This is a genomic window from Maricaulis sp., assembly GCF_015665295.1.
GTDB lineage: Bacteria > Pseudomonadota > Alphaproteobacteria > Caulobacterales > Maricaulaceae > Maricaulis.
The window spans coordinates 197,765-213,132 of sequence record NZ_JADFAJ010000016.1; the positions used below are offsets into that span (position 1 = coordinate 197,765).

14 protein-coding genes are annotated in these 15,368 nt (G+C 64.6%); 13 read left to right on the forward strand and 1 reads right to left on the reverse strand.

Annotated elements, in window-relative coordinates; translation table 11 throughout:
• Positions 1–70 precede the first annotated feature (70 nt).
• The 7 genes from mutS to QZZ02_RS09090 all read left to right on the forward strand — a co-directional run bounded on the left by mutS (position 71) and on the right by QZZ02_RS09090 (position 10,429).
• Positions 71–2,764 (forward strand): DNA mismatch repair protein MutS, encoded by a 2,694-nt coding sequence (gene mutS, locus QZZ02_RS09060; protein WP_366511520.1) that lies wholly within the window; start codon positions 71–73, stop codon positions 2,762–2,764.
• A gap of 49 nt (positions 2,765–2,813) precedes the next feature.
• Entirely contained in the window at positions 2,814–5,624 is a 2,811-nt protein-coding gene (gene glnD, locus QZZ02_RS09065; protein ID WP_291843815.1) for a [protein-PII] uridylyltransferase, read from the forward strand.
• 2 nt (positions 5,625–5,626) lie between these two features.
• Complete coding sequence (gene murJ, locus QZZ02_RS09070) at positions 5,627–7,171, forward strand: murein biosynthesis integral membrane protein MurJ (RefSeq protein ID WP_291843817.1); 1,545 nt, start codon at positions 5,627–5,629, stop codon at positions 7,169–7,171.
• 61 nt (positions 7,172–7,232) lie between these two features.
• A complete protein-coding gene (gene trpS, locus QZZ02_RS09075) occupies positions 7,233–8,270 on the forward strand; it encodes a tryptophan--tRNA ligase (protein ID WP_291843818.1) in 1,038 nt (345 codons plus the stop codon).
• A 49-nt stretch (positions 8,271–8,319) separates the two neighbouring features.
• A complete protein-coding gene (locus QZZ02_RS09080; RefSeq protein ID WP_291843819.1) occupies positions 8,320–8,733 on the forward strand; it encodes a hypothetical protein in 414 nt (137 codons plus the stop codon).
• Between the two features lie 50 nt (positions 8,734–8,783).
• Positions 8,784–9,854, forward strand: coding sequence for a transporter (locus QZZ02_RS09085; RefSeq protein WP_291843821.1), 1,071 nt, complete (start codon positions 8,784–8,786; stop codon positions 9,852–9,854).
• Between the two features lie 29 nt (positions 9,855–9,883).
• Positions 9,884–10,429, forward strand: a complete 546-nt coding sequence (locus QZZ02_RS09090) for a copper chaperone PCu(A)C (protein WP_291843822.1) — start codon at positions 9,884–9,886, stop codon at positions 10,427–10,429.
• A gap of 50 nt (positions 10,430–10,479) precedes the next feature.
• Here the strand turns inward: QZZ02_RS09090 and QZZ02_RS09095 are convergent, their stop codons facing one another.
• A complete protein-coding gene (locus QZZ02_RS09095) occupies positions 10,480–11,112 on the reverse strand; it encodes a hypothetical protein (RefSeq protein ID WP_291843825.1) in 633 nt (210 codons plus the stop codon).
• A 72-nt stretch (positions 11,113–11,184) separates the two neighbouring features.
• On the opposite strand from QZZ02_RS09095, the gene QZZ02_RS09100 reads away from it, so the two are divergent.
• The 6 genes from QZZ02_RS09100 to QZZ02_RS09125 all read left to right on the forward strand — a co-directional run bounded on the left by QZZ02_RS09100 (position 11,185) and on the right by QZZ02_RS09125 (position 15,232).
• Complete coding sequence (locus QZZ02_RS09100) at positions 11,185–11,661, forward strand: universal stress protein (protein ID WP_291843827.1); 477 nt, start codon at positions 11,185–11,187, stop codon at positions 11,659–11,661.
• Positions 11,662–11,729: 68 nt separating this feature from the next.
• Positions 11,730–12,293 carry a NifU family protein gene (locus tag QZZ02_RS09105; RefSeq protein ID WP_291843829.1) on the forward strand — a complete coding sequence of 188 codons (564 nt, stop codon included), beginning with the start codon at positions 11,730–11,732 and terminating at the stop codon, positions 12,291–12,293.
• Between the two features lie 56 nt (positions 12,294–12,349).
• Entirely contained in the window at positions 12,350–13,000 is a 651-nt protein-coding gene (gene tsaB / locus QZZ02_RS09110; RefSeq protein WP_291843831.1) for a tRNA (adenosine(37)-N6)-threonylcarbamoyltransferase complex dimerization subunit type 1 TsaB, read from the forward strand.
• Positions 12,997–13,458: a GNAT family N-acetyltransferase gene (locus tag QZZ02_RS09115; protein WP_291843833.1), complete on the forward strand. Its 462-nt coding sequence runs from the start codon at positions 12,997–12,999 to the stop codon at positions 13,456–13,458. Before tsaB ends, QZZ02_RS09115 begins: the two co-directional genes overlap by 4 nt.
• A 37-nt stretch (positions 13,459–13,495) precedes the next feature.
• A complete protein-coding gene (locus tag QZZ02_RS09120; protein ID WP_291843834.1) occupies positions 13,496–13,915 on the forward strand; it encodes a Fur family transcriptional regulator in 420 nt (139 codons plus the stop codon).
• 42 nt (positions 13,916–13,957) lie between these two features.
• On the forward strand, positions 13,958–15,232 hold the full coding sequence (locus tag QZZ02_RS09125) for a TCR/Tet family MFS transporter (RefSeq protein ID WP_291843836.1): 1,275 nt from the start codon (positions 13,958–13,960) through the stop codon (positions 15,230–15,232).
• Positions 15,233–15,368 lie beyond the last annotated feature (136 nt).

Here is a 15,368-nt window from a genome sequence, read left to right on the forward strand (position 1 = left end):
CGGACCTTACAGCGCTCTAGCCGCTTCACACCCTTGCACGCAAGGCGAAACCTCGCCACCGTCTGTGCCGATGAATGCCCTGTCGACCCTCCCCGTGCCGCGCGATCGCACCTTTCCTTCCGCCGAGGGTGCGACCCCGATGATGCAGCAATTCCTGGCCCTGCGGGCGCAGGCGCCGGCCGATTCCTTGCTGTTCTACAGGATGGGCGACTTCTACGAACTCTTCTTCGACGACGCTGTACGGGCTTCTGCGGCGCTCGATATTGCCCTGACAAAACGCGGCGAACACCAGGGCGAGCCGATCGCCATGTGCGGTGTTCCGGCGGCGACGTTCGAGGCCTATCTGGCCCGCCTGATCAAGGCCGGCTTCAAGGTCGCTGTCGGCGAGCAGATGGAAGACCCCAAGGCGGCCAAGGCGCGCGGCGGGTCGAAGGCGGTCGTCGAACGCGCGATCACGCGGGTCGTGACGCCGGGCACGCTGACCGAGGACAGCCTGCTCGATCCGCGGGTCTCGAACCGGATCGCCGCTCTGGCGCAGCTGGCAACCGGCGAGGCCGCACTCGCCTGGGCCGATGTGTCGACCGGAGACTTCCGGGTTTCGCCCGTCCAGCCAGATCATCTGGCCGCCGAGATTGCCGCCATGAGCCCGGCCGAGCTGCTGGTCGAGGAGCGCGGCTTCGCCGAGGCGGCCCTGCTGGCACCGCGCGCGACGCTGACGCCGCTGCCGCGGGCCAAGTTCGACCCGGCTTCGGCCGAACGCCAGCTCAAGGAGCAATTCCGCGTCCGGGAGCTGACCGCCTTCGGCGACTTCTCGAAGGCCGAATGTGCGGCGCTGGGCGCGCTGCTGGATTATCTCGCCCTGTCGCAGGCCGGCGCGCCCGCCAAGCTCGCTCCGCCGCGCCAGATCCGGGCCGGGGCGAGCTTGGCCGTAGACCCGGCGACCCGCGCCAGCCTTGAGATCGAGCGCACCCTGTCAGGATCGCGTCAGGGGTCCTTGCTGGACGCGATAGACCGGACGGTGACCGCGCCGGGCGCGCGCCGCCTCGCGGAACGTCTGGCCCGGCCGCTGACGGATGTCGCGATGATCGAAGCGCGGCTTGACGCAATTTCCTGGTTCGAGCGGGCCCGGGCCGAGCGCCGCGATCTGCGCGACCGTCTGCGCCAGGCCGGTGATGCCGAGCGTGCGCTATCGCGTCTTCTGCTGGGCCGTGGTGGTCCACGCGATCTCAAATCCCTTGCGGCAGCGCTGCAGGAAGGCGAGATCATTGCCTCGCGCCTGCTTGGCAACCGGCTGGATACACCGCCAGCCCTCATCGCCGACGGGCTGACGGCGCTTGTCATGGCGGACAAGCCGGACCTGTCGGCGCTGATCGCCGATCTCGAGCGCGCCATTGTCGATGAACCGCCGCTTCTTGCCCGCGATGGCGGCTTCATCGCGGAGGGTTGGCAGGCCGATCTCGACGAGCTGCGCCAGCTGCGCGATGCCTCGCGCCGCGTCGTCGCCGGACTGCAGCAGAGCTATGCCGAGGCGGTCGGGGTCAGCGGTCTCAAGGTCAAGCACAACAATGTTCTGGGCTATTTCGTCGAAGTGACCGCCAAGCATGGTGACGCCCTGATGGGCGATGCGCGTTTCATCCATCGCCAGACCATGGCCAATGCGGTGCGTTTCTCGACGACCGAACTTGCCGAGCTCGAGGCCAAGATCGCCTCAGCGGGTGACCGCGCCCTGGCGATGGAGATCGATACTTTCGCCGCACTGCGCGACCGGGTCGAGGCGCAAGCGGAACTGATTCGTGCCGCCGCCCGGGCCCTTGCCGAGTTCGATGTCTCGGCGGGCCTGGCCGAATGGGCCGAGGACAGCGAGGCCAGTCGTCCGCTCGTGTCCGACGACAGCGTGTTTCACATCGAGGGTGGTCGCCACCCCGTCGTCGAGCGGGCACTGGCGAAAGCGGGCGATGGTCGCTTCACGCCGAATGACTGCCATCTTGACGGTGCAGGCGGCGAGGCGGCGCGGCTGACCTTCGTGACCGGTCCCAACATGGCGGGTAAATCAACCTTCCTGCGCCAGAATGCGCTTATCCTGATGCTCGCGCAGGCCGGGTGCTATGTGCCGGCCCGCTCAGCCCGCATCGGTATTGCCGACCGGCTTTATTCGCGGGTCGGGGCCGCCGACGACCTGGCGCGCGGCCGTTCGACCTTCATGGCGGAAATGATCGAGACAGCCGCCATCCTCAACCAGGCGACGCCGCGAAGCTTTGTCATCCTTGACGAGATCGGCCGCGGCACCGCCACCTTTGACGGGCTCTCGATTGCGTGGGCTGCAGCCGAGCATCTGCATGCCGTCAATGGCTGCCGGGCCCTGTTCGCTACCCATTATCACGAGCTGACCCGCCTGGCGGATGATCTCGATGCGGCCGGCAATGTGTCGCTGAAAGCGCGAGAATGGAAAGGTGAGCTGGTCTTCCTGCACGAGGTGGGAAGCGGCGCTGCCGATCGCTCCTACGGCATCGAGGTCGCCCGCCGCGCCGGCCTTCCGCGCATGGCAGTGAAACGTGCCCAGGCCATTCTGGCCCGGCTCGAGGCAGACGGAACCCCGGCGGCGGCCCTGACCGACCTGCCGCTGTTCGCGGTTGCGGAACCGGAACCGGAGACTTTCGTCTCGGAGGTCGAAACCCGCCTGGCCCAGCTTGATCCGGACGCGCTCAGCCCGCGCGAAGCGCTCGATGTGCTGTACGCGCTCAAGGCCCTGACAAAGAAATCGTGACGAAGAAGACGTGACGCCGCGCCATGCGGTGAACTAGATTGGCCCCGCTATGAAGATGCCCGTTTTGCCCGCTTCGCTGGATGGTCTGCAATTGCGGGCACAATTGGCGGCTGCCCTGGCCCAGCAAGGCTGGGATTCGCCGGCTGCGAGGGCGACGGCCTTGAGTCATGTCCGCGCCTCGATTGACCGGTTCCGCGGACAGGCCTTCGCCAGCCTGTCCGGTGCTGGTGGTGGTGCCGTGGCGGCGCATCTCCTGTGCGATGGCATGAGCGCCTGCCTGCATGCCCTGTTCGACTCCATGTCGGCAGCTGATGCCGAGGGATCAGCCGGGGTCGCCTTGTGCGCCCAGGGCGGATTCGGTGCCGGTGAACTGGCGCCATCGTCGGACATTGACCTGATGCTGATCAAGCCGGACGAGGCGAGCGAACGGACGGATGCCTTCCTGCAGCAATTCCTCTACGCCCTGTGGGATCTCAAGATCGATGTCGGCGGCGGTGCCTGCCGCACCATGGACGAGACGCTCGCCCTGACAAGCGAAGACGCGTCGGAACGTACGGCCCTGTTGTCCCTGCGCCATCTCGCCGGGGATGAGGCGGTGACCACACGATTGGCCCAGCGTTTCCGGGACGAGGTCGTGGCCGGCGATCTGCCGGCCTTTGTCGAGGCCAAGTTGCGCGAGCGTGATGCCCGGATCGAGAAAGCCGGTCGCTCGCGCTACACGGTTGAACCCAATCTCAAATCCGGCAAGGGCGGGCTGCGTGACCTGCAGCTGATGCGCTGGCTGGCGCAATTCCTCTATGGTGCCGACGCGTTCGAGCGCTGGGTCGGGAGCCGCCTGCTCTCGGTCGAGGACGTGTCGAAATACATTCTTGCCGACGACTTCCTGTGGACCGTCCGCTTTCATCTGCACGAGCTGGCTGGCGGCAAGGATGAGCGTCTCACATTCGACGTCCAGCCCGAGATCGCTGCCCGCATGGGCTTTGAGGATGGCGAGACCGAGAGCGGTGTGGAACGATTCATGCGACGCTATTTCCGCACGGCGATGGATGTTGGCGCCCTGACCCGTCTGGTCTGTGCCAAGCTGGAAGCCGATGCCTGGAAATCCAAGCCCAAGGGGCTCGCGCGCTTCCTGCCGCCGGGCATGGACGCTGCCGAGGATGCCGATGTTGGCGAGTTCATCGTGCGTGATGGCCGTCTCGACTTTGCCCATGCCACCCAGATCCGCGAAGATCCGATCCGCCTGATGCGCTTCTTCCATGTTGCCGCTTCGCGCCGCCTCGACCTGCATCCGGAGGCGGTGGCGCGAATTGGTCGGACGCTGCACCTGATTGACGATGAGTTCCGCCGTGCGCCGCGTGCCGCGCGTGCCTTCTTTGCCGTCCTGCTCGACAGCGCCGCGCCGATGGCGGTGTTGCGCATGATGACCGAGGCCGGTGTTCTGGGGCGCTATATCCCCGAATTCGGGGATATCGTCGCGCGGACCCAGTTCAACATGTATCACCGTTACACGGTGGATGAGCACACGCTGCAGGCCTTGGGCCTGTTGCGCGAGATCGAGGACGGGCTGCACCCGCTTGATCACCCGCTGGTCACCAGGCTCGCTCCCAAGATCCAGAACCGGCGCGCCCTGCACCTCGCTGTCCTGCTGCATGATACCGGCAAGGGAGCCGGCGACCAGTGTATCGAGGGCGCGGCACGGGCGATCACCGCCTGCGAGCGTATGGGGCTCGGCGAAGGCGAGACAGAGCTGGTATCGTGGCTGATCGCTTCCCACCTGCTGATGAGCGATACCGCGCAGCGCCGTGACCTTTCCGACCCGCGCACCGTGGCAGATTTCGCGGCAGCGGTCGGAACCGTCGAGCGATTGCGTCTTCTGACCATCCTGACAGTTGTTGACATTCGATCGGTTGGACCCGGTGTATGGAATGGCTGGAAGGGACAATTGATCCGCGAGCTCTACACCGCCACCGAACAGGTTCTTTCCAGCGAGGGCGATAATCTGCAGCTGGCGCGCGAGACACTTGCCGACAAGGCCGAGCTGGCCCGCAACCGGATCCGGCCCCGTCTCGAACGGGTCAATCCGGAGTTTGCGGCCTGGTGGACCGCCGAACTGAATGACGCTTACTGGACGGCCTTTTCCGAGGAGGACCGCTTTCGCCATGCGGCCTTCGTGCGCCATGCGCGCACCGGTGCGCTGCAGACCTCGGCGGCCGCGCGCGTGGACCGCCGCCGCGCCGCCACGGAGGTGATGATCTGGTCACCGGATCGCGAACGCGTTTTTGCCGATCTCGTCGCGGCGTTCGCCGAAGTGGGGGCCGATGTGGTCGGCGCGACGATCAACACGACCGTCTCGCACCAGGTTTTTGATATTTTCTATATCCAGGACGCTGCCGGTCAGCCCTATGGCCATCATGACCCGCTTCAGCGCCAGGCGCTGGTCGGGTATCTGCGTGAAGTGGCGACCGGTGAAATCACGGTCCGCCGCCGTCCCGCTGCTCCGCTCAAGCGCCGCGACGCGGCGTTCCGGGTCACGCCAAGTGTGACGATCTCCAACGAGATTGCCGAACAGGCGACCGTGATCGAGGCCTCCGGGCGTGACCGGCCCGGCCTGCTGGCCGATCTCGCCGATATTCTGGCCGATGAGCACCTCGCTCTCACTTCGGCCCAGATTGATGGCTATGGCGAGCGCGCAACCGACGTGTTCTATGTGACGCATTGCGGCCAAAAGCTGGACGACGCGGCCATGGTCGAGCGTGTGCAAAGCGGCTTGCTGGCGGTGTTCTCCGAAAGCGAATCCGCCTTCGACAAGAAAGCCGCGCAACGCGGAATTGCCCGCGCCCGGGCCAGTGTATTGAGGTAATCATGCGCCTGCTCCGATCCACGGCCGTTGTCGGCGTGCTGACCATGGCAAGTCGGGTCCTCGGCCTGGTGAGAGAAATGCTGCTCGCTGCGGCTCTGGGCGCAGGCGCGGTTACTGACATTTTCCTGACAGCATTTCAGTTCCCGAACCTTTTCAGGCGCATATTTGCTGAGGGCGCGTTCAATTCCGCCTTCATACCCTTGTATGCCGGGAAGCTGGAATCCGGCGAGGCAGGCGAAGCGATCCGGTTTGCGCGGCAGGTCATGTCGGTCCTGCTGACCGCGATGCTTGTTCTCGTGGTCGCAGCGCAATTGCTGATGCCGTGGCTGATGTATGCCCTGGGGCCGGGATTTGTCGGTGAGCCTGACCAGCTCCAGCTGGCGGTGCTTCTGACCCAGATCACGATGCCCTACCTGCTCATGATGTCCTTGAGCGCCATGCTCAGCGGGGTGCTCAACTCGCATGGTCGCTTCGCGGTCGCGGCGGCGGCGCCGGTGCTGTTGAACCTGACGCTGATCGGCATTCTCTATTTTTCCCCGGCCGAAGGTGAAGACCTGGCCCTGCACCTGTCGGTCGGCATCAGCCTGTCCGGCATTGCCCAGCTGGTCTGGTTGTTCGCGGCCTGCCGCGCGACCGGTCTTCGCCTCTCCTTGACCGTGCCCCGCATTTCCCCGGGCGTGCGACGCCTGGTCATCCTGGGCGTGCCTGGCGCAATTGCTGCCGGCGTCACGCAGATCAATATCCTCGTGACATCCTCCATTGCGACCATTGATGAGGGCGCCCGCTCCTGGCTGTATTATGCGGACCGGCTCTACCAGTTGCCGTTGGGCGTGGTGGGTATCGCCATGGGTGTCGTCCTTTTGCCGACGCTCAGTGGCCGTGTCCGTGCCGGGGCCGTCGAGGCCGCCTCGAACGCGATGAACCGGGCGCTCGAGATATCCATGGCGCTGACGCTGCCTGCGGCAACGGCATTGGCTGTTATCCCGGTTTTTATCGCGACCGGCATTTATCAGCGCAATGAGTTCACGCCGAATGATGCGGTCATGGTGAGTCAGGCCCTGGTGCCCTTCGCTATGGGGTTGCCGGCCTTCGTCTTGATCAAGGTCCTGTCACCCGGCTTTTTTGCCCGCGAGGACACGCTGACCCCGATGAAATTCGCCACCGTCGGCGTGGTCGTGAACCTGGCGGTCGGTCTCGCCCTTTTCTTTGGCCCACTTGGCTTTGCCGGACTGGCTATCGCCACGGCGCTGGCGGGCTGGATCAACGCCATACTGCTCGCCGTGACGCTCAGGCGCCGGGGTCTTCTGGAGCCGGATGCGCGCTTGCTGGGCAAGCTGCCGCGCATTCTCGCAGCCTGTGCCATCATGGCGGTCTTCCTGCTCGTCGCCGAGCAGTATGCCGACCAGATCCGTGCCGTCCTGTTCAATTCCACGCTGGTGACCCTGCTCGTTGTCTGTGTCGCCGGTCTCGGGATCTATGGCGTCGCGGCGCTGGCGACGGGTGCCCTGCGTCCGTCAGAGGTGCGCGGCGCGCTCAAGCGCTCTTGAGGCATTTGCCTGCGCTCGCTAAGACGCATGTCCCTGTTCGTCTTACCCGCAAGGCCCTCCCATGAGTGAAACGCCCACCGACTACAAAGGTCCGCACCGCGTCCTGTCCGGCATGCAGCCGACCGGTCGTCTGCATCTTGGCAATTATCTCGGAGCGTTGAAGAACTGGGTGGCGCTGCAGGAAGACCCCACGCGGGAGTGCTTTTACTGCGTGGTCGACATGCACGCGATCACCATGCCGCATGATCCGGCAACCCTTCCGGATTCGGTGCGTTCGGCCGCTGCCGCCTATATTGCGGCGGGTGTTGATCCGGAGAAAAGCACGATCTTTGCCCAGTCGGCCGTGCCGGCGCATGCCGAACTGGCCTGGATCCTCAATTGCGTGGCTCGCCTCGGCTGGCTTGAGCGGATGACCCAGTTCAAGGACAAGGCCGGCAAGGACAAGGAACGCGCCTCCGTTGGCTTGTTCACCTATCCCGTGCTGCAGGCGGCCGATATCCTCGTCTACAAGGCGACCGAAGTGCCGGTCGGTGAGGACCAGAAGCAGCATCTCGAGCTCTGCCGGGACATCGCGGCGCGCTTCAACCGTGACTATGGCAAGGGCGAAGCCTTCTTTCCGATCACCGAACCGGTCATCCAGGGACCGGGCGCGCGCATCATGAGCCTGCGCGACGGGGCGTCAAAAATGTCGAAATCAGACGTGTCGGACAATTCCCGCATCAATCTGGAAGATGATGCCGACATGATTGCCCGCAAGATCAAGAAGGCCAAGACCGACCCGGAACCGCTTCCGGCGACGGTGGAGGAGCTCGAAGGCCGGGCCGAAGCGTCCAATCTGGTTGGCATCTACGCGGCGTTGACCGGCAAGACCAAGCTCGATGTGCTCGGCGAGTTCGGGGGTCAGGGATTTGGCGCGTTCAAGCCGGCTCTCGCCGATGTCGCGGTCGAATATCTCGCCCCGATTTCCGACGAATACCGCCGCCTGATCTCCGACAAGGCCGAGATCGACCGCATCCTCACAAACGGGGCCGAGCGGGCACGCGCCGTTGCCCAGCCGGTCATCGACGAGACCAAGAAGGTCATCGGGTTTTGGGGGTAGGCCTTATGCCGCACTCCCCAAATCGGGGCGCATCGGCTAGAGCCACATCATGAACTGGAATCGCCTCCGAACCGGCCTCTTGTGCCTGGCGCTCGTCTGGAGCGCCGTCTTCCCCTTTGCGGCGGACGCTTTGGCACGTGTCAGCGGCGATGAAAGCTGGTTGCTCTGCGCGCCTCGGGCACGCGCCGAGCTGGGCGCCGAAGATACCGCGAATCTTGCCATCCTGGCCGAACTCGCTGGTCAATCTGCGGCTGGTGATGCCGGCTTACCAGTCCCGGTTTGCGATGATTGCCTGGCCTGTCCGGTTATCGCTTTGCCGGTTGCAGCGCTCTCTGAGCTGGCTCCGCCTGATGCGCATGCCCTCCTGCAGCATCGCCGCACAGGCCTGCTCGCCGCCCTGCAGCGCCCGCGTCTGCGCCCGGACGCGCGTGGGCCACCTCGCTCGGATCACACGCCTGTCTGATTGTGATCCCGGCCGGCGCTCGAAGCGCGGCCAAAACAGCGAGAAACTCTATGAAAAACCTGATGATGTCGGGCGCTATGGCGCTCGTTGCGAGCGCGCCTGCCTGGGCGCATGAACCGGATGCTGTGCGCGCGGATGCCCATGCGCCGATTGGCGTGATGGGTGATCATACCCATGAAGCCGGCGAGTGGATGCTGTCCTATCGCTTCATGCGCATGGAGATGGACGGCAACAGGATCGGTCGGACCGCTGTTTCGCCGCAGGATATTGTGACCACCATCCCCAATGTGCACGGCATGCCGCCCATGCTGCGTGTCGTGCCAGACCATATGACCATGGACATGCACATGTTCGGCGCGATGTATGCGCCCAGTGACCGGATTACCGTGATGGCTATGGTCAATTATCTCGAGAACGAGATGGACCACATCACCTTCGCCGGGATGATGGGTGATACCGAGCTGGGGCGTTTCACGACGCGCAGCACCGGGTTTGGCGATGTGAAGCTCTCGGCCTTGATCGACATGCTCGACAACGGGGCGACCCGGCTCAATATTCGGGTCGGCCTGTCGCTTCCCACCGGATCGATTGATGAGACGGCCCGGGTCTTTACGCCCATGGGCACGACCCCGGTCATGACCATGCCCTATGCCATGCAGCTCGGCTCGGGCACGCTCGACCCGATACTCGGTGCGACCGTCACCCACAACGCCGGGCACTGGAGCTGGGGCGGTCAGGCTGTCGCGACCTTGCGGATCGAGGACAATGATGCGGACTACCGGCTTGGCGACGAAGTCTCGGCGACCGGCTGGCTGGGTTGGTCACCGCGTCCGGAATGGGCGTTCTTCGGGCGCGTGGAGGGGTCTTCGACGGGCCGGATCGAAGGTGCTGACAGCCGTATCGCTCCGCCCATCCAGACCGGGAATCCGGCGTTCTACGGTGGCGAAACCCTGACCGCTTCGCTGGGCGTGAACTGGGTCGGGCAGGCCGGCAGCCTGCGGGGTCAGCGTCTGGCAGCCGAATTGGGTCGTCCACTGTATCAGGACCTGAACGGGCCGCAGATGGAGACCGACTGGACGCTCACGCTGGGATGGCAATACGCTTGGGGCGGCGCGCAATAGCGCGCCCCCTCCTTCACGAGGATGAGATCATGAAAATGCACTTTCTATTACCCGCCATCGGGCTTGCCGTGACCGCCTGCGGCGGTGGGTCCGATCCGGTTGAACCGGAAGCGGCTCACCAGGCTGACGGAGCCATGCACGCCATGGACGGCGCCCAGCCTGGCGCGCTGCCCGATGATGGGGTGATGCCGGTTGTGGATATCGGTCTGGCCTGGATGCGCCCGCATCCGCAGGGGCGCGACGTCACGGCGGCCTATTTTTCCGCCAGCCTGTCGCAGGGGCATGCGGACCGCCTCCTGTCCGCCCGCATCGATGGCGCCACGCGTGTCGAGATGCATGGTCACATCATGGATGACCAAGGGATGATGCGGATGCGCCCCGTACCTCCGCAGGACCTCAACGATACCGGCGCGCTGATCTTCAGGCCGGCCGGTCTCCACCTGATGGTGCATGGGCTGGCTGCGGTCGCTGAAGGCGACCGGGTTGGCGGCGTTCTGGTTTTCGAGCGTTCGGGCGAGGTTCCGGTCGTTTTCCAGGTGCGCAATACGCCGCCGGACGCCCCGGCCGACGAGTGATCCTCGTTCCGGACGGGTTTGGCTGACGGTCTGACGCGGGACGGGTATGGTTAACGAGGCGTTACCGAACCCTCGTTTCCTGCCAGTTCCGCGTCGGAACCGGCTTCGTGACAGGTCATTTCGCCGCTGATGGGTGCGGTGTACGTCGCCGGATCATAGCGCTTGGCAGCGCGCGGCCAGAACAGGCGCATCAGCCAGACGCCCAGCGCGATGGCGGGAATCAGTACCAGCCCGATCGCGTTTTCGTCGATCAGGAAGAGCTTGGCGAAGAAACCGGCACCGATCAGCGCCAAGACAGCGCCGAGCGAGGTCATGATGATCAGGAAGGCCATGGACGAGCCTTCGACATAGCGTATCGGCCCGGGCTGGCGGGCCAGGCCGACATGCAGCGCGTGCAGGAAGGCCCGGAAATCACGGGCATTGGCTTCCCACTGGCCGATACCGGCCCAGCGCATCGATCCGAAGGCAATCTCACGTCCCTGCGCATCCGTTAAACGGCACACGACCTGACTGTCCTGGCCGGCCATTTCGACGGCCAGACGGACCTGTCGGACCTGGTCCAGCGGCAGGCTGTCATCCGTGTCCGCGTCACCGCCGCGCCAGTGGATGGCGTGCGAATCCAGCGTGAAGCGGCGCAGGGGTGTGCCGGCATTGCGGCGATCGGCGAATGTCTTCGAGTCCATGATATTCCCTTCTGGAGAAGGCGTTAGCATGAATTGCTGGACGTGTCGTGCGGCAGGCGGCAAACTCCGATCATGCCGGACAGCACGCGCAAGTTTCTCGTCGTCGCAGATGACAGCACAGAGTGCCGGACAGCGCTCTACTTCGCCGCCCGGCGGGCCCAGGCGACGGGCGCCCATATTACCATTCTCGCTACGCATGAGCCCGGCGATTTCAGCCATTGGATCGGTGTTGCAGAAACGGCCAAGCGCGAAGCCGAATCGGCAGCCGAAGCGCTGCTGGAATCCATGGCAGAAGATGCCGAGGCCGTGACCGGGGAGCGACCCGAGCTCCTGCTGCGCGAAGGGGACCGTCGCCAGGTCCTGTCCGAATTGCTTGAGGAAGACCCGTTGATCTCCCTGCTCGTGCTGGCGGCCTCGGCCAATGGCGAAGGTCCGGGCCCGCTGGTGACGGCGCTGGCGCGTGGCAAGGGCCTGTTTTCCGGCCGCGCGGTCCCGGTCACGGTGGTGCCAGGCGACATGCAAGAGGCCGAGATCGACGCCCTGGTCTGAAAACCACAACGGGAGTGTGGTTGAAAGGCGGCCGAAAGAGCGCCAAGTGGTTTCCAGGAGGCCCTGCCATGTTCATCCAGACCGAAGCCACACCGAATCCGCATACGCTGAAATTCCTGCCTGGCCGCGAAATCGCGCCGGACGGACCTCGCGAGTTTGAAAGCGAGGAGGATGCTGCCACCGCGCCGCTCGCCGCTGACCTCTTCCTGATCGATGGCGTGTCGGGTGTGTTCTTCGGCGAGGATTTCATCGCCGTCACCAAGACTGACGCCTATGAGTGGGACCACATCAAGCCCTTCCTGCTCGGCGCGATCATGGACGGGCTGCAGTCAGGGCGGCCGCTTCTCGGTGATGCCGTGACTGAGAGCGGTCATGCGGCCTATGCCGGCGCGGACGAAAGCCTGGTGAAGGAAATCATCGAACTGATCGACACGCGTGTCAGGCCGGCAGTCGCCCAGGACGGCGGCGATATCCTGTTTCATTCCTACATTTCCGATGGCGGCATCGTGCGCCTGAAAATGCGCGGCGCCTGCTCGGGCTGCCCGTCCTCGACGATGACGCTGAAGTCGGGCATCGAGAATTTGCTCAAGCACTACATTCCGGAAATCCAGTCTGTCGAGGCGGTGGAATAGCCTTGCCGGGTGGCTGGCCGCGCCGGGGCTTCGACCTTGCCGCAAATATCCTCTAAATGGCTGGCATGATCTGGCTGGCAATCGATACGACGGGCGCAAACTGCACGGTGGCCCTGCGCCTGGATGGCGGAGCGACCCGCGTTGCCAGTGAGGCGATCGGGCGTGGCCATGCTGAACGGCTCGCGCCGATGGTCAAGCAGCTGCTGGCGGACGCCATGGTCGAAACGCGCGATATCGCCCGGATCGGGGTCACAATCGGACCGGGCAGCTTCGCCGGAACCCGGGTCGGTGTCGCCTTTGCCCGCGGTCTTGCGCTGGCTTGCGGCGCCAGCTGCGTCGGCCTGTCCAACCTCGCGGTTCTGGCCCGCCAGGCCGACAAGCGGACACCTCTTGCCGTCCTGCATGATGCCAAGCGCGGCGAGGTGATCTTTCAGGTCTGGAGTGATGCTGGCGTGAGCGCACCGGAGCGCCGCAATGTGGCCGATCTGCCAGAGCGGCTCGAACAACTGGCCGGGGCCGGCATTGCGGTCACAGGAAGCGGTGCTGCCTGTCTGCCGGACCGGTTTCCGAACCTTGGCATGGTCGAGCTCGATCCTGCGGTCATGCTCGCAATGACCGGTGAGCTGGATCCGGCCAATCACCCGCCCTCACCTTTCTATGCAAGGCCGCCCGACGCCAAATTGCCAGGCGGTGTGGAGCCGGCATGAGCCAGGCTGTGGAGGCCGTTTCGGCATCATGCGCCGGCTATCTCGCGGACCTGCACGCGCGCTGTTTCGCCACGCCCTGGTCGGCGGCGGACATCGCCTCTCTCCTCAACCTGCCGGGATGTCTGGCCTTGGCCTGCCGCGAGGGCCGCGACTACCAGGCGATGGCCATGTTCCGCAGCGCTGCCGATGAAGCCGAATTGCTGACCCTCGCAACGGATCCGGCCTGCCGTCGCCAGGGCCTGGCCGAGAAAGTCCTGGCCTTTGGCGAGGCGCGGCTTTTGAACCAGGGCGTTGTGCGGGTTTTTCTGGAGGTGTCGGAACACAATCCGGGTGCCCGAGTTCTCTACCAGCGGGCGGGATATGACGAAATCGCCCGCCGCCGTGCCTATTATCGTGACGGAGCCGATGCGCTCGTGCTTGAAAAATGGCTGCAGAAAGATGGACAGACCGCCCCGTGAGCGCCTATTTCTCCACGGGACTGATAGGGGGATGATCATGCCGGACCGGATCGAGAAGCTTTGCATCGCCAAGGGCCTGCGAATGACGGACCAGCGCCGCGTCATCGCCCGCGTCCTGTCGCAGTCCGACGATCACCCGGACGCCGAGGAATTGCACCGTCGCGCCTCCGAGGAGGATCCCCGCATTTCGCTGGCTACCGTCTACCGGACGGTTCGTCTCTTTGAGGAAGCCGGCATCATCGAGCGCCATGATTTCCGCGACGGAAGGTCGCGCTATGAGGAAGTCGGGGACGAGCATCATGACCATCTCATCGACCTGAAGTCCGGTGAGGTCATTGAATTCGTCAATGAAGAAATCGAGCGTCTGCAGGAGGCGATCGCGCGCAAGCTGGGCTACAAGCTTGTCGATCACCGGCTCGAACTTTACGGCGTACCGCTGAAGAGCGCCGAGGACTAGGCGCCAGGTCCGGCCTTGCCGGTCCGGAACCAAGGGAACGCCATGTCCGTCCGTCCGACCGGTCAACACGCGGTCATCTTCATCTTCATCACGGTCCTGATCGACATGATCGGCTTTGGCCTGATCATTCCCGTCATGCCGGAATTGATCGAAGAGCTGACCGGATTGCAGGCGGATGATGCGGCCATTCTGGGCGCCTGGCTGATGGTCTCCTATGCGGCCATGCAATTCGTGTTCGCGCCGATTGTCGGCGGTTTGTCGGACCGGTTTGGCCGCAAGCCTGTCCTGCTCGCAGCGCTCGCCGGTTTCACCATCGACTATCTGGTCATGGGGTTCGCCCCGGTTTTCTGGCTGCTACTGGTCGGGCGGATTCTGGCCGGCATCTTCGGTGCCAGCTACTCGACGGCCAATGCCTTCATTGCCGATATCACACCGCCCGAGCAGCGCGCGGCCCGTTTCGGCCTGATCGGTGCCGCCTTCGGTGTCGGCTTTACGCTGGGGCCGGCCATCGGTGGCTTCCTGGGTGACAATTTCGGTCCGCGGGCACCCTTCTTCGCTGCCGCCATCCTTGCCGGTGCGAATTTTGTCTACGGCCTGATTGTCCTGCCGGAAACGCTTAAGCCGGAAAATCGCCGAAAATTCGATATCCGACGGGCCAATCCGCTCGGCTCCCTGCTTCAGATGCGAAAATACCCGGCTGTGCTGGTGTTGATGCTCGCCATCTTCCTCATGCTGCTGGGGCATTCGGTCTATCCGGCGATCTGGTCCTACTACACCGACTTCAAATTCGGCTGGGGGCCGCGCGAGATTGGCCTTTCGCTGATGGCGGTCGGGCTGTCATCCGCGATCGTCCAGGGCGGGCTGACCCGAGTTCTGGTGCCCAAATTGGGCGAATGGCGCGCGATCACGATCTCGCTGACCCTCGCTGTCATCGCCTACGCACTCTACGGCCTCGCAAGCACGGGCTGGATGGTCTACGCGATTATCCTGTTTGCCGCTCTGGGCGGGATCGGTCAGCCGGCGCTGCAGGGGGTGATGTCACGCCTCGTTCCCTCGAACGCCCAGGGTGAGTTGCAGGGCGCGATGACCTCGCTGCAGAGCCTGTCGATGATCATTGGCCCGCTTGTGATGTCGCGCCTTTTCTCCCACTTCTCCGAAGACGAGGCTGCGGTGACCTTTCCGGGCGCGCCCTTCCTGCTTGCGTCAGCGCTGACCCTCATCGCCTTGATGATCGGCCTGTCCGCCCGGCGCCATGATCCTGGCCCGGCCGTGAAACCGGTGCTGCCGTCAGCCTCGGTGTCCGACCCGGCAGAATAGTCACGTCCGGACCGGATCGACTGGCAGGCCTTGCGTTCAGCCCCCATATCCATCATAACCCGCGCCTCCCCGGACCTGCCGGCGAAAGCGGGTTCGACAGCAATGAGGTAGCGATCTGCCGGGCAGGTCGAAGGAT